The sequence below is a fragment of the Porphyromonas sp. genome (assembly GCF_030529325.1).
Taxonomy (GTDB): domain Bacteria; phylum Bacteroidota; class Bacteroidia; order Bacteroidales; family Porphyromonadaceae; genus Porphyromonas_A.
Genome location: NZ_JAUMXC010000009.1, coordinates 23,593 through 37,507, shown reverse-complemented (window position 1 = coordinate 37,507; position 13,915 = coordinate 23,593). Strand labels below are relative to the sequence as shown.

The 13,915-nt window shown below is 45.4% G+C and carries 12 protein-coding genes, 1 tRNA gene and 1 other RNA gene; 5 read left to right on the top strand and 9 right to left on the bottom strand.

What is annotated here, in order from left to right:
• Positions 1–95: 95 nt before the first annotated feature.
• The 3 genes from Q4A14_RS02695 to Q4A14_RS02685 all read left to right on the top strand — a co-directional run bounded on the left by Q4A14_RS02695 (position 96) and on the right by Q4A14_RS02685 (position 1,994).
• Positions 96–169, top strand: a tRNA-Asp gene (locus tag Q4A14_RS02695).
• A gap of 430 nt (positions 170–599) precedes the next feature.
• Positions 600–1,145, top strand: a complete 546-nt coding sequence (locus Q4A14_RS02690; protein ID WP_303169747.1) for a ClbS/DfsB family four-helix bundle protein — start codon at positions 600–602, stop codon at positions 1,143–1,145.
• A 78-nt stretch (positions 1,146–1,223) separates the two neighbouring features.
• Positions 1,224–1,994 carry a DNA alkylation repair protein gene (locus tag Q4A14_RS02685; protein WP_303169746.1) on the top strand — a complete coding sequence of 257 codons (771 nt, stop codon included), beginning with the start codon at positions 1,224–1,226 and terminating at the stop codon, positions 1,992–1,994.
• A 163-nt stretch (positions 1,995–2,157) separates the two neighbouring features.
• On the opposite strand, the gene Q4A14_RS02680 is transcribed toward Q4A14_RS02685, so the two are convergent.
• The 4 genes from Q4A14_RS02680 to Q4A14_RS02665 are packed head-to-tail and all read right to left on the bottom strand — an operon-like array spanning position 2,158 to position 6,648.
• A complete protein-coding gene (locus tag Q4A14_RS02680; protein ID WP_303169745.1) occupies positions 2,158–4,662 on the bottom strand; it encodes an outer membrane beta-barrel family protein in 2,505 nt (834 codons plus the stop codon).
• A gap of 38 nt (positions 4,663–4,700) precedes the next feature.
• Positions 4,701–5,051: a GntR family transcriptional regulator gene (locus Q4A14_RS02675; protein ID WP_303169743.1), complete on the bottom strand. Its 351-nt coding sequence runs from the start codon at positions 5,049–5,051 to the stop codon at positions 4,701–4,703.
• On the bottom strand, positions 5,048–5,776 hold the full coding sequence (locus Q4A14_RS02670) for a hypothetical protein (RefSeq protein WP_303169742.1): 729 nt from the start codon (positions 5,774–5,776) through the stop codon (positions 5,048–5,050). The genes Q4A14_RS02675 and Q4A14_RS02670 overlap by 4 nt, the downstream gene beginning before the upstream one ends.
• Before the next feature lie 38 nt (positions 5,777–5,814).
• Positions 5,815–6,648: an ABC transporter ATP-binding protein gene (locus tag Q4A14_RS02665; protein WP_303169740.1), complete on the bottom strand. Its 834-nt coding sequence runs from the start codon at positions 6,646–6,648 to the stop codon at positions 5,815–5,817.
• 604 nt (positions 6,649–7,252) lie between these two features.
• On the opposite strand from Q4A14_RS02665, the gene Q4A14_RS02660 reads away from it, so the two are divergent.
• Both Q4A14_RS02660 and Q4A14_RS02655 read left to right on the top strand, forming a co-directional pair.
• Positions 7,253–7,831: a hypothetical protein gene (locus Q4A14_RS02660; RefSeq protein ID WP_303169739.1), complete on the top strand. Its 579-nt coding sequence runs from the start codon at positions 7,253–7,255 to the stop codon at positions 7,829–7,831.
• Positions 7,832–7,838: 7 nt separating this feature from the next.
• On the top strand, positions 7,839–8,144 hold the full coding sequence (locus Q4A14_RS02655) for a transcriptional regulator (protein WP_303169738.1): 306 nt from the start codon (positions 7,839–7,841) through the stop codon (positions 8,142–8,144).
• Positions 8,145–8,893: 749 nt separating this feature from the next.
• Here the strand turns inward: Q4A14_RS02655 and Q4A14_RS02650 are convergent.
• The 5 genes from Q4A14_RS02650 to rnpB form a co-directional block, all read right to left on the bottom strand.
• Positions 8,894–9,592, bottom strand: coding sequence for an energy transducer TonB (locus Q4A14_RS02650; RefSeq protein ID WP_303169736.1), 699 nt, complete (start codon positions 9,590–9,592; stop codon positions 8,894–8,896).
• 114 nt (positions 9,593–9,706) lie between these two features.
• Positions 9,707–10,387 carry a zinc metallopeptidase gene (locus Q4A14_RS02645; protein WP_303169769.1) on the bottom strand — a complete coding sequence of 227 codons (681 nt, stop codon included), beginning with the start codon at positions 10,385–10,387 and terminating at the stop codon, positions 9,707–9,709.
• A 46-nt stretch (positions 10,388–10,433) separates the two neighbouring features.
• A complete protein-coding gene (locus Q4A14_RS02640) occupies positions 10,434–11,702 on the bottom strand; it encodes an adenylosuccinate synthase (protein ID WP_303169734.1) in 1,269 nt (422 codons plus the stop codon).
• Between the two features lie 389 nt (positions 11,703–12,091).
• The gene (locus Q4A14_RS02635; RefSeq protein ID WP_303169733.1) at positions 12,092–13,492 is read right to left on the bottom strand and encodes a YihY/virulence factor BrkB family protein; all 1,401 of its coding nucleotides are present in this window, start codon (positions 13,490–13,492) and stop codon (positions 12,092–12,094) included.
• A gap of 29 nt (positions 13,493–13,521) precedes the next feature.
• Positions 13,522–13,902, bottom strand: an RNA gene (gene rnpB / locus Q4A14_RS02630) — RNase P RNA component class A.
• Between the last annotated feature and the right edge of the window lie 13 nt (positions 13,903–13,915).

Below are 13,915 nucleotides of genomic sequence, written 5' to 3'. Positions count from 1 at the left end.
AAAGTGTTGAAAAAGGGGAGAAAAAAGTTCCTATCAAGTATTGCAGAATAAAAAATAATACCTACCTTTGCAATGCAAACGAGATAAGACATCACGGTGTGGTAGTTCAGTTGGTTAGAATACCTGCCTGTCACGCAGGGGGTCGCGGGTTCGAGTCCCGTCCATACCGCAAAGAAGGCTGATAGTTAAAGACTGTCAGCCTTTTCTTATTTTATTCACATAGGTTCGTCCTCGACCATTCGGAAAGGTGGGGGATAAGTGATGTCTACTCGATCCGGAGAGAGTTTCTCTTTCTTTTGGTCAATTCAGTACCTGCTAATGTTATCGCGAAGGCTTTACTGAGAGACAGTGTTTTATAGAGGGGCATGGTATATTGCTGATATGAAGCTCGAGGCAGTAAGGTATAGAACTCATGAAAAAAGGTTGTCTAACTTGACGAAAAAGGTCGTCTAACTTGAGAGATCAAGTTAGACGACCTTTTTTTGATCTCTATGCGCTGCTTGTTTCTGAATCAGATTTATTACTTTTGAATAGCCAAGGCTTTTGAACCTTTCCGTGTAGGTCCATTGGGACATTGTATCACTAAAAAACATACAGCTATGGCACGACCTGTTACAAAGGATGAATTGATCCGCTCTGCAAACAGCGGATATGAGAAGTTGATCCAACTGATTGATTCAATGAGTCACGAAGAACTTTCGACCACATTCGGATTCACCGGAGATGAGAAGCTGAAAGGGGCTCATTGGCGCAGAGATAAGAATGTCAGAGATGTACCGGTGCACCTCTACGAATGGCATCAGTTGTTGCTGAAGTGGATAAAAGCTAATATGGGTGGTGATCCCAAGCCTTTTTTGCCGGAACCATACAATTGGAAAACCTACGGGGATATGAATGTCATGTTTTGGCAAAAGCATCAAGGAACACCATTAGAAGAGGCTCGGGCACTGCTCTCTCAAAGTCATTTGGATGCGATGGCCGTGATAGAGACTTTTTCCAACGAAGAGTTGTTTACCAACAAACACTTTGACCGGATGGGTACTACAAGTCCGGGGAGCTATTGTGTCTCTGCAACATCTGCCCATTATGATTGGGCGATGAAGAAGATCAAGAAACATAAAGCCGATTTGAAAGGTAAGGCTTGATGTCGAAGGCTATTTGTTTGAGAAAGCTGGATGGACTTTGTCTTATCGAGGAATGATTAAGGTAATTGCATAAAAAATATGGGGACAAGTTATAGTATTACCGAGATGTTTGGCAGAGACTTAGCCGAACTCTTGGCAGGTAAGATCAAGATGGTTTGCAAGGACTTTGACGCAGGCGGGTTTGTAGATGCTGCCGAGCGTGAAGTTGTCGGTAAGACATACACACAGCGTATTGCCGTCCTTGCCGAACTGCTTAGGAAATTTCTCCCCGCGCAGTATGAAGAGGCTCTGTCTATATTGCTTTCTATCTTGGGCGACGAAAATCCGAATCAGACGGGGATGTTTACCAATTATTATTGGGTCATGCCCATCGGGAAGTTTGTCCAGGAGTATGGACTTGAACACTTTGAGGCTTCGATAGAGGCGATCTCCGAGATCACCAAGAGGAATACCGGCGAGTATGCCATACGACCGTATATCCGAAAGTATCCGACAGAGACTCTCCAGGTCATCGAGCGGTGGGCGGTGTCTCCGGACTTTCACCTGAGACGGTTGGCGAGCGAAGGGTTGCGTCCCAAACTTCCCTGGGCTCCCAAGTTGGATACTTTCATCGATCAGCCGGAGCCTGTTTTTCATATCCTGGAGCTTTTGAAAGAGGATGAGATAATGTTCGTCAAGAAGTCGGTTGCCAATCACCTCACCGACTGGCTCAAGGTCAATAAAGATGCCGTGATCCCTCTGCTCCGGAGGTTGCAAACTTCTCGCAATCCTCATACGCAGTGGATTGTCAGGAGGGCAACGAGAAAAATAAGCATCGACTCGGGTGATGCCGGCATCAGTGCTCGATGAGGCATTGGCTGATACAAGGATAGATACATTAAAAAAGTCGTTAAGATCGAAAAATTTCATCTTAACGACTTTTTTATCTCCCCTTTAGTCACCCCGAGAGAGTGCTTGGGGAAAGGCATTTGTCCGTTTTATGCCAAGTTTGTTTGTTGCTATCAGGCCTTGATCAATTACCCATCGTAGGCAAGTCTCCTCCTTGCTGTTTTTTTGGTGCAAGGTCATCGTTGTGTATCGTGCGTTGGGTCTTTGCGACCTTAGATTTCATCTGTCCGAACTTGTAAGTGAGTCCTATCATCACGCTACGACCTGTGAAAGTTGCTTTGTCGGTGTGTTCAAAACCTTCACCCTTTATGGTGTTGTTAAACTCCAAGTACTTCTGGAATGGGTTTTGTACGCTGAGGCTGATTGTCAATTTGTTGTTCAACATTTCTTTGGTGAGCCCGAAGGATGAAAAGTACGATGGGTCGTAGGTCGTTTGGATTCCTTGATTTATCTTAAACACGCCTCCGTTGGCATTCAGTGTCATTTGCCATGGCAGGTTGGCTGTGGCTCCAAGCATAGCCGATCCGCTGAGTATGTTGCGAGACAGAGCGATCTGAGTACTCTTCTGATGAGTCCCTACGATATTGAAGTTGGTGAACAGTCGTAACCACATCGTGGGGTTGTACATGATGTATCCGTTGAGTGAGATGCTTTTGTTTTGGCTGATATTGCCGTAAGTGTTGTGTATGTACTTACCTTCCTTGAATGCATAAGTATCGATGGCATTGTCCGTGAACTCGTACGCTGCAGATAGAGTGAAGGAAAGTTTGGAGCCAAAGGTCGAGTAGTCAACATTTATCTTGTGCAGGCGTTCGGCCTCAAGGTTGGGATTTCCTGTGATTACCGTGAGCTCGTCCATCTGCATCCGGAAGGGATTGAGGTGCCATATGGATGGGCGTTGGATACGGAAATTGTAACCGGCTTTCAGTATCGATACCGGAGAGATGTTGTAAGAGATGTTGGCTTGTGGTACCCATTCGAAGAATTTGTGGGAGAAGTTGGCTTCAGGCATCTTTTCGAAAGTCGCAGAAACTTGTCCGGCCTCGAGTCGTGCTCCAACCTTGGTAGAGAACTTCCCTGCGTTGTATTGGTACGAAAAGTACGCTGCTCCGATCTTATATAGATGATCAAACATACTCGTCTTGAGACTTCCATTGTGTATGTTGCCCTCTTGCCAAGACCCATTGTTAGCGAGTTTGTATCGATAAGAAGGGTCGCTTGATGAGAGGCGATGGATGTACTTGGCGCCCACTTCAATTATATGTTGAGCCCCGATAGGCGTAGTATAGTCGATCTGTCCCGTATGCTCTCTAAGACCTCCGTTTACCTTGCTCTCCTGGATGTAGAAGCCTTTGTTGGGGAAACCCGGGTGAGGGGTGTCATACCCTTGGTTTGTGACTGTGATCTCTCTGGCATCGGGAGTATAAGAGTAGTTGTAAGAGAATGTCAGTAACTCTCCGGGTTTCCGAGTGCTGTGCTGGAAGTCTGCCGAAAGTTCTCCACCGCCACTTCCGTAACTGGTTAGATTGTTGGTCTTGTTGATGTCAAATATTTCGGATGGGTTGGTATTGAGTACCCCCTTTTCATGAGTAAGGATATTTATCTCTCCACTATGGGATCTGAAATTTCCGTTGATGTTGATCAGGTTGAGAGAGTCGATCTCGTAGGATAAGAGGATATTCCCGAAGCCTCCAAACATTTTATTGATGTCCATTTTTCTGTCTTGAGTGATCGTTGCTTCCGAAGTCTTTCGGATGCTCTCACCGGGAAGGTCTTTGACCTGCCCGAGATTGCCGGAGAGGTTGGTAGTGATCCCGAACTTCCCGTATTTTGCAGAGAAGAACCCATTAGCAACGCCCAAAGGATAACTACTTGCATTGAAGCCCAAGCTCCCTGTGTACCCTTCAAACTTTGAGCCCTCGGTGACAATATTGAGAATTGCTGCAACGCCTTCGGCATCATACTTCACACCCGGATCAGTGATGACCTCTATACTTTTGATTCCACTTGCAGGGATTGACTGAAGCACCTCCTTAGTGTTTTGAGTGAAGAGATTGGTGGGTTTGCCATTCATGTAGATGCGGTAGTTCTTTGAGCCCTTGATCTGCAAATTGCCCTGTCCATCAACGGTGACGAGAGGAACTTTGCGCAATGCGTCAAGGAGCGTCTCTGTCTTGGCTGTGGGATCCGAAGAGAGTTCGTACGACAGTCTGTCGATCGAACTCTTTACGAGAGTCCTTTTGGCTGTTACGACGGCTTCTCTGAGAGCGATGGATTCGTCTTCGAGGTAGAGCGGACCTGCATTGATACGGGTTTTATTGACAGGTGCTGTTATTGTGTTTTTATATGGCTTCATGCCCATGAAAGAGGCTTCTATGACGTATTCCTTCGCCCTTGGTAGAGAGATAGCAAAGTTTCCATCCTTGTCGCTCACTTGCCGATATCTCAGGGTGTCTGTTTTCCCGAGTATAGATATGTTTACGTTCGCAAACGGGAGGACTTCTCTGTCTGATGCAGAGTGTGTCGTTCCGATGATCTTTACTTCGAGATTTTGCCCTTGTTTCTCTTGAGCCATGGCGACAAAACTTATCATGGCTAAGAAGCAGAATAATATTTGTCTGGTATTCATATTTTCGGGGGTGTTTTTAGTATTTCTGTGAAGAGATATTATTGTTCCCTTTTGTTATAAGCATCCACGATCTCGGAGATGTCTATGCCGAGGAGTTCCATTTCCTTGAAGAGGGAGGGTAGGATGTTGTCTTTGAGTCTTGCCTTGCGACTGAGCTTGATGGCTTCGACAGCTTCGGGAGCGACAAAGTAGCCCATCCCGCGTTTGTTGTATATGAGTTCGTCACGCTGGAGTAGTTCGAATGCTTTCATGACTGTATTGGGGTTTACTTCCATGTCTACTGCGATATCCCGGACCGATGGGATACGCTCATCAGCTGTGTACTCTCCGGAGAGTATTCGATCCTTTATTGTCTCGGAGATCTGTACGAATATAGATTGTTCTCTCATGAGCGTTGTTGTATTTTTTGTAGTGCGATGTAAGATGCAATGACTGCAATAGCGGTGATAACCAAACTTAGGATATAGCCGAGACCCTGGTCAAGGTGCAAGAAGTAACCCAGTGCCAGCGCCAAGGCAAATGCTATCACTATCCCATAGAACAGGTGCTTGAATCTGATCATCCCCCAGAATATCACGCTGACGAGGATGAGTGTAGAACCTGTACTGAGTAATATGAAGGGAAAGAGGGGATTGACGACCAAGAAGCCTCCGATGTTGAAGTAGCTTTGTAGTTTGCCTGCATGGATTGTGCTTTGGAACACCAAAGGATTCATAAGACCTTCTCCGATGTACGCAATCTGCACTGTCAAAAATGATAGGAGGTAGTAGATCACCATCATCCCAACGAGAGAGACAAAACGCTCGAGGGTAGTCACAGGGATGGAGCAGTAGGCTATCGTGTCCGACTTGTGCAACCTCTTGCCCATCTTCAGCAGATAGTAAAACGCAAAGATAAATAGGGCAACGGGTTGATAAGCATTCATCACCATGCTGAATGATCGTTCCGATGATCCTGTAGAAAATAACCCTTGGGTTGTGAGTGCGACCATTCCAAGCGTGGCTACAATAGCGACAGAGCAGAACAGCAACAAATCTTTCCATGTGATGATACATTCCATCTTGATGAGGTTGAATACTCGCTTGAGGGAGAATATATTGTTTGTCTTTTCCATAAGATATATAGTTGTAAAAGTGTGAAGAAGTGGTCGAATTATTGTTGTGGGAGGATGTTGAGTATCTTCTCTCTGTCGCTGATAAGAGCGTTGAAGAAGAGTTCGGTCGAGAAGGTGCTGTCGTCATCGAGGTCTTTCTTGAAGATGCCGAACACCCCCGCCGGTGTCATCTCATGATAGAGGGCTGTCTCATCTTTGCCCACTGTCCTGAATGTGAAGTACTCGGACAAGTTTGCGATGCTGTCATTGAGGATGATTTTGTTGGTGTGCATCACCATGATGTGATCAATGATCTGCTCCAAGTCTCGTACCTGATGTGTACTGATGATGATTGTTTGTTCATCACTCGTATGCTTTGCGAGCAGACGTCTGAATGCACTCTTGGATGGGATATCGAGCCCGTTGGTAGGTTCGTCCATGAGGAGTACTTGTGCTCTCACTGCCAAGGCAAAGGTAATGAAGGCCTTCTTCTGCTGACCTTGCGATATCTTGTTCAACTTCATGTCGTAATTGATATCAAAGTCTCGCATCGCTTCGGTCGCAATCTCCTCCGAGAAATTAGGGTAGAAGCCTTTGAGTGCGTTGAAATAGCTCCTTATGGTCACGCCCTTTGGGATGTAAAAGACCTCGGGAAGATAAAATACATTCGAAAGAAAGTGAACGCTACGTTGTCCCGGATCTTCGCCGAATATGCTCATCTTACCATCAAGTCTTAGCAGCTGACCGGCAAGGAGTTTGAGCAAAGTGGTTTTACCCTCACCATTTTTGCCGAGGAGGCCCACAATCTTACCGCTACCGATATTAAATGAAATATCATTGAACAACTTAAATTTCATCGGATAGCGAAATCTCAGACTATTAACTTCTATCATCTTAGTGTTATTTATTTAGTGAATAATTTTAGCTGTGATTCTGTGTGTTACAATATTAGTACACTGCAAATCTAAATAGTTTTATTTTAACCACCAAGAGTTTGACCGATTTTTTTCGCGTGGGTAACGAAATTTTTCTTTTTGATTAAGTCGGTTTTGTTCTTATATGTCTGTTTTATAGATGATTGTGTGTGTTGTTTTTGTTTCTGACTTTTTCGCGTTTTGTCGGCTTGTTAAGGCGATTCGGACATCACTGTACCTCATGTCGATATATGGAATATGATTTAGAGCCTGCTTTGCCTCCTCGTGACCGAGGGTAAGGAAGGAGCTAAATCGATGTGCCTACCTTGCAAATCCAACGTGCCTACCTTGATGAATCAAGATAACTACCTTGAACTCTCAAGTTAGACGATCTTTTATGTCCTAATATATACCCGGGATGAAAATGAGCTTTCGGGCATATTTATACTTTAGATATATAGTGGGGGGGGTGCAGTGAAACATAATTTGTGATTTAATTTGGTTTATAGAATAAACTGTTCTGTCTTTGTGATGAATTCCGGAATAGAACTCAATATGATTACCAATCTTAAAAGTTAATGTTATGGATACAAAAGATTTGACACCAAGTGAAAGTCTGGAAATCATCACACGGATGATCCGACAAAGTGAGCGACGCATCGAGCGCAGCTTCTATATTCCCTACCTGATATGGGGATGGCTTACTCTCATTGTAGGGGTGGCGGTTTATCTGCTTATACCTATGTATGGCAATAAAGCCTTTTTGGCCTGGTTGGCACTGCCGATCATTGGGGTTTTACTTACGATCCTGACTTCTCAAAAGAACGAAGGTGGACTCAACAAGATCGACAAGATCATCGATACCGTATGGACTGTCATCGGGTTGAATATCTTTCTGGTCAGCATCTTCGTACAACCTCCCATTTTTACTATTATGTTACTCATAGGTATTGCTCAAGCCATCATGGGGTTCGCTCTTGGCGTAAAGATCCTCAAGGTCACATCCTTGATCGGGTTGCTTGTTACATATGCTTATGGGGCTTATTTTTCTCGTCTGTTGGATATTGCAGATGAGACTCTTTACTTCATTATCGTGATCTTCTTCATCAATGTCATTCCCGGCTGCTACTTCATGAAGAAGAGACGTCAATCCTTAAAATAAATGTGTGATGTCACTTCAACTTCCACCACTTGACCCTCTTTTACTCTCTGAGCTAAGGCTGTCGATCATGTCGATCCTGATGCAAGAAGAGGAAGCAGACTTTCTCTTTCTCAAGGAAAAGACATCGGCAACAGGTGGCAATCTGAGTGTGCAGATCGATAAGCTCTCCACTGCCGGGTATATTGAAGTGGAAAAGGGCTTTGTCGGCAAGCGTACTCGTACAGCGTGTAAAATTACGGAGCACGGACGGCAAGCTTTCAAGGCTCATTTTGAAGCCCTCAAGATGTATCTCCCTGCTGAGGGGCTTGGATGATGTCCCCTCTTTCCTTCCGATTGATGGCGGTGATATGTGCAGAACCCTCTGTATCAGGATACATTCTTTTGCATTTCTCTTCGACGTTGTACCCAATAAATCACGTATGAACTTGAGTAGCCCCCGAAAGTCACATGACTTTGGGGGCTACTTTATTTTTTTCAAACTGAAGACGAATGCAGAGCTATATGTACTGCTGTCGACTTCCGGGGTAACTTCATCATTTTCAAACCGGCGTTTGATCCCGAAGCGCATTGGCTACATTCATGAGAAAGGTCGGGCTATGCATTTGTCATCTTCATGAAACTCTCAGTCTGAGGATTTATGTTTTGATAAAGTATGGATTTGACTTCACGTAGACCGATCGGTTGCCTATCATCAGGTAGGCTCATCAATGATGGGCTGAGCCAAATCTCTTATCTCTCGTATTTTTTTGTGAGAGGAAATATCTAATTGGAGAAGGAACTGAATCCGTAGTAGTTATTTTTGATTTATTCCCGAGTGACATGGATAGGAATATATTGCATGATAAAAGATCTGTTGCCTTATAGGAATATACCATAATTATAATGAGGAAGAAATCTGCTTTGTAAGCAACTTTTGACGAATCTTTTTTTGTAGTATTTGTTCTTGTCAGATCTTAGTGTTGGATTTGAGCCTGCCCCATAGTATCTGAAAAAATGAGCAGAGCGTCAGTGTTTGACCACTAACGCTCTGCTCATTTTTAGTCCTTTGTCAGGATCGGACTTTTATCTTAGGCGGAAGTTTACAGGTATTGTAAAGCGGCAACGCACCGGTTTACCGGTTTGCATACCGGGCTTCCATTTTGGCATAGATTTTACTACTCGCACAGCTTCCTTATCAAGTGATGGGTCCACTCCACGGAGGACTTTCACATCAGAAACAGATCCGTCCTTCTCTACCACGAAGCCCACAGACACACGTCCTTGGATACCGTTTTCCTGAGCGATAGTTGGGTAAACGACATTCTTCTGGAGGAATTTCATCATTTCTACTTCTCCTCCCGGGAATTCAGGCATTTCTTCGAGGAAGTCGAAGACCTGGTCATCCTGAACAGCTTCGGCACGACCTGTACCTGCTGAAGGTGGAGCAAAAACTGCTTGTTCCTTGTTCTGGTTATCGTCTACAGACAAAACTTCAAACTGATCGATCTTGGCGTCATTTTCTACCACATTGATCTCCTCAGGTACTGCAGGTGCAGGTGGTGGGGGAGGAGGTGGTGGAGCAGTGTTATCTTCAGGTGGAGTAGCATCGATGTTTTCAACTTCTTCAACAACCTGATTGCTACTGATGTCCTGGAACTTGATCTCCTTTTGACCTAATTCAAACGCTGTAAAGACAACCGAAAGAGCGACAACCAAACCCATAAGAAAGTAGAGCTGCTTGTTGTTCTCTAAGTTGGCCTTTGGGGATTTCTTTACTTCCATAGTAGTTGTATTTGGTATTGTATTTATTATTTACATATCCACTTATCCGCAAATGTACACTTATTTTCTGACTTTTTCGCTCTATTATTGAGCAAATGTTAATCTTTTGGGCGATCAATCTCGACGTCCCAAGTAGATCGACAAGTAGTATAAGAGTGTCACGAGCGAACCTAAGGCTGCTATCACATACGTGTATGCAGCGGTTTTGAGGGCATCAAATGCCATCGGTTGTTGCTGAGGTGTCGTCACTCCGGCCTGTTTGAGCCATACAAGGGCTCTTTTGCTTGCATCTATTTCGACCGGAAGGGTGACAAAGCTGAACAATGTTGTCGATGCAAATAAGATGATACCGAACAACAAAAGAGATGGGAAAGTATTAACTAAAAATATACCGGCCAACAATATCCATTGGACTATGTTGGACGCAAAAGACACGATGGGTACCATTGCCGAACGCAGGCGCAACGGAGCGTAGGCCTTGGCATGTTGTATGGCATGGCCGGTCTCGTGTGCAGCTACTGCCGCAGCAGCCACGCTGTTGACGCTGTAGACCCCTTCGCTGAGATTGATAGTCTTATTGGTAGGATTGTAGTGATCCGTGAGCATGCCTCCGACAGATATGACACGCACATCTGTGATACCACTGTCTGCGAGCATCTTCTCTGCGATCTCTTTTCCTGTCATGCCGCTTGCAAGAGGGACTTTGGAGTACTTCTTGAACTTTGAGTTGAGCATCATCGAGACCAACGCTCCCAGAAGGGGGATGACCATCATGAGTATCCAAGGTGTATTTATTGCCATAAATGAGTGCTTTAGTTAGTGTTTCTGTTGATCATTGTTTTTATCTCTTTCGGATGATCGTCTGCTTGCGATCGGGGCCTACGGAGACTATGGAGATCGGGATGCCGAGATAAGATTCGATAAATCCGATGTACTCTGCAAACGGCTCAGAGAAATCTTCCTCGCTGCAGCAGGTAGTCATATCTCTCTGCCATCCCTTGAAGGTCTTGTATATAGGAGTGATGTCAGCCGCTGTGTCGAATGGGAAATACTCGGTCTTTTCGCCATCGATCTCGTATGCCACACAGACCTTGATCTCTTCGAACTCATCGAGCACATCGCTCTTCATCATGATGAGATCGGTAACTCCGTTGAGCATTGTTGTGTACTTGAGCGCCACGAGATCGAGCCATCCGCATCTGCGTTTTCTTCCGGTGACAGAGCCGAACTCACGTCCTTTGGTGCACATGGTCTCTCCGATTTCGTCAAAAAGTTCGGTGGGGAACGGGCCTGCTCCCACACGGGTACAGTAGGCTTTGAATATCCCATATACGTTGCCGACAGACCTTGGTGATATCCCGAGCCCGATACAACATCCGGCCGAAACTGTGTTTGAAGAGGTCACGAACGGATATGAACCGAAGTCGATATCCAATAGAGAGCCTTGCGCTCCTTCGGCGAGGACACTTTTGCCCTCCTGCAACGTCTCGTTGATGAAGTATTCGCTGTCTATGAGTCTGAACTCTCTGAGGTATGATATGGAGTCGAGCCAAGACTTTTCCAACTCTGAAAAATCAGCGACATCGCCCACGGATGAAAGGATGTCAAGGTGACGTGCCCTGGCCTTTTGGTATTTTTGCTCAAAGTTATCCAAGATGTCACCGACACGGAGTCCGTTGCGACTCACTTTATCTGTATATGTAGGGCCGATACCCTTGCCGGTAGTGCCTATCTTGGCATCTCCTTTGCGAGCTTCGTTGGCTGCATCGAGGAGTCTGTGAGTGGGCATTATGAGGTGGGCTTTCTTTGAGATGTACAAGCGTTCCTTGAGGTTGATACCTGATTTTTCCAACGCTTCAGCTTCTTCCTTGAAGAGTAGGGGGTCAAGCACGACACCGTTGCCGATTGCATTGATCTTTCCGCCTTGGAAGATGCCCGACGGTATGGACCTCAGTACAAACTTTTTGCCGTCAAACTCAAGGGTGTGCCCTGCGTTGGGCCCGCCTTGAAAACGTGCGATCAAGTCATACCGAGGGGTAAGTACATCGACGACTTTCCCTTTACCTTCGTCTCCCCATTGTAGTCCGAGTAGGACGTCTACCTTTTTCATCTTATCGTTATGTCTAATTACTTGTTTCCTCTCTATTTTGCAGGCGAGGCCGGCGCACTCCCCTACGTATACAAAGATAAGTAAAAGGTGCCAATATCGGTTCTTTTTTGAAGCTCAATCCTATACCTCCGCAAGAGTCATATCGATCTTACTGTGTCTCCCTTTGGGTAAGTCTGTGGATGGGGGGATTTTGGCAACTCTCTCACGTCGGGTAGTGAACCTCCGAAATCAATGTGCCTACCTTGATGAATGAAGTTGTCTAACTTGACACATCAAGTTAGACAACCTTTTTTCAGCCCATTCAATCCCGGTGTTTAAGGCATGCAAAAAGGCACAAAAACGACTCTGAGTCAATTTCTGTGCCTTTTGCAGATGATTTTATCTGATTTTCAGATATCTACGACCAATCTGTCTGCATCTTCGAGAGGGTTGATGCGGTTGTTGCGTATGGTATTCCACTCGTCGGCATATTTGTCCCAAATGTCGATACCGAACTCTTCGGCTCCAAGTCTGTCGAGAGCCGAGAGTACTCTGCCGATGGTGATCTGTTCGACCTCAAGTTTGGGTAGATAGACGGGGGAGTAAGGCTCTCCTTTGATCGGGTGCTCCAACAGAAGGTTGGCCTCGATGAGTTTGTTCAGGGTGTCGGTGATAATGATGATGGGAAGGTTGCACTCTTTGGCCAGTTTTTCGGCTGTATATGACTCTTCCTGGTATTTGAAGTTGGTGCAGACTTTTTTCATGATCACCACAGCCACAAAGTCAATAAACCTTCGGCTGATATTGGCACACTCTTTTTTGTACGCGTAGCGTTCGATATTTTGGATGGCATATGAGAGTTGTGCACCGAAGAGGCATATCAACCATGAGAGCTGGATAAACAAGAGAAGAAGCGGGATAGCTGCAAAACTACCATAGATGGCGTTGTACTTGCTGACCCATATTTGTCCTGAGATATATAGGAATTGGAAGAAATGAAAGGCAATCCCGGCTATCAGACCGGGGATAAATGCTGCAACGAAGCCTACCTTGGCATTGGGCATGATCCAATACATGAATGTAAAGATCAACACGACTGCCACAAATGGAATCACCCTGAGTAGGGTTTCGATAAGTGGTGAAAGGGTAAATCCTCCTACAAATGATATGTCTTGGAGCGAACTGATGAATACATTCGTCCCGGCAGAGACTGCCATGAGGAGTGGCAGGATGAAAAAGGCTGCAAAGTATCCGAGCAGGCGCTTACTCCACTCTCTCGTATTGGTGATATGCCAGACTTCGTTGAAGGTGTCTTCGATCGTCGCCATAAGGCTCAGTACGGTATAGAGGAGTACGATCACCCCGATACCTATCACTACACCACCTTGGATCTGATCCATATAACTTTGGACAAATTCGAATGCCTTTTGGAGTTCGACCGTATGTCCCGGGAGATAGTAGTACAACTGTTCTTGTACAGACTCCCTCATACCAAAACCTGTAGCAATACTGAGCAGTATGGCAAAGAATGGTACTATCGAGAGGAGGGTCGTATAGGTCAGAGCGGAGGCTTTTTGACTTACGTTCCCATTGATGAATTCGGTGATGGATATGTAAAGTACTTTTGCAGCGTTGAGGAGATATCCTTTGATGCCTCCCACGTCATAGGAGTAGAGCCGCCACATGTCGTGAGTGAGGAACTTTACGGCTTTTTGGATGAAACCGGCAGCTTTACTTTTTTTAGCTTCGTTCTCTAATCTTTCTTCTTGTATCTTTTTGAGCTGTTTTTGAGCTTTCTGTTGTTCGTCCATAAGTTGAAGCTGAGGGGTTATATGTTGAAAAAAGACAGTAGGGAGTAAGCCGGGTTCTGTTATCTCTATATCAAGGGCACGCCTACTTATAGGGATTCTTGTCATTTATCTACTATGCAGGTCACCCTGCATCTCCAGCGATCTACCCCTCGACATCGGGCGAGCAACCCTACAGCGTCGGTATACATGATCTTACAACCCATAATGTGTACGGCAGTCAGTATCACTACTTCCTCGGTGAGCTCTTACCTCACCTTTTCACCCTTACCGGACGAGCCGGCGGTTATTTTCTGTTACACTAATGCGCCTCACGACGCCTTCCCGTTAGGAAGTATGGCGCTCTGTGTTGCCCGGACTTTCCTCTCGATATGTCACAAGTGACGATATCCAGCGACAAGTCTCCTACTGCTTTTTCATTTGGCA

Excerpts from the sequence above, each read along its gene's own strand:
- Q4A14_RS02690 (WP_303169747.1), top strand. The coding sequence starts at position 600 with ATGGCACGACCTGTTACAAAGGATGAATTGATCCGCTCTGCAAACAGC.
- Q4A14_RS02685 (WP_303169746.1), top strand. The coding sequence starts at position 1,224 with ATGGGGACAAGTTATAGTATTACCGAGATGTTTGGCAGAGACTTAGCC.
- Q4A14_RS02680 (WP_303169745.1), bottom strand. The coding sequence starts at position 4,662 with ATGAATACCAGACAAATATTATTCTGCTTCTTAGCCATGATAAGTTTT.
- Q4A14_RS02675 (WP_303169743.1), bottom strand. The coding sequence starts at position 5,051 with ATGAGAGAACAATCTATATTCGTACAGATCTCCGAGACAATAAAGGAT.
- Q4A14_RS02670 (WP_303169742.1), bottom strand. The coding sequence starts at position 5,776 with ATGGAAAAGACAAACAATATATTCTCCCTCAAGCGAGTATTCAACCTC.
- Q4A14_RS02665 (WP_303169740.1), bottom strand. The coding sequence starts at position 6,648 with ATGATAGAAGTTAATAGTCTGAGATTTCGCTATCCGATGAAATTTAAG.
- Q4A14_RS02660 (WP_303169739.1), top strand. The coding sequence starts at position 7,253 with ATGGATACAAAAGATTTGACACCAAGTGAAAGTCTGGAAATCATCACA.
- Q4A14_RS02655 (WP_303169738.1), top strand. The coding sequence starts at position 7,839 with ATGTCACTTCAACTTCCACCACTTGACCCTCTTTTACTCTCTGAGCTA.
- Q4A14_RS02650 (WP_303169736.1), bottom strand. The coding sequence starts at position 9,592 with ATGGAAGTAAAGAAATCCCCAAAGGCCAACTTAGAGAACAACAAGCAG.
- Q4A14_RS02640 (WP_303169734.1), bottom strand. The coding sequence starts at position 11,702 with ATGAAAAAGGTAGACGTCCTACTCGGACTACAATGGGGAGACGAAGGT.
- Q4A14_RS02635 (WP_303169733.1), bottom strand. The coding sequence starts at position 13,492 with ATGGACGAACAACAGAAAGCTCAAAAACAGCTCAAAAAGATACAAGAA.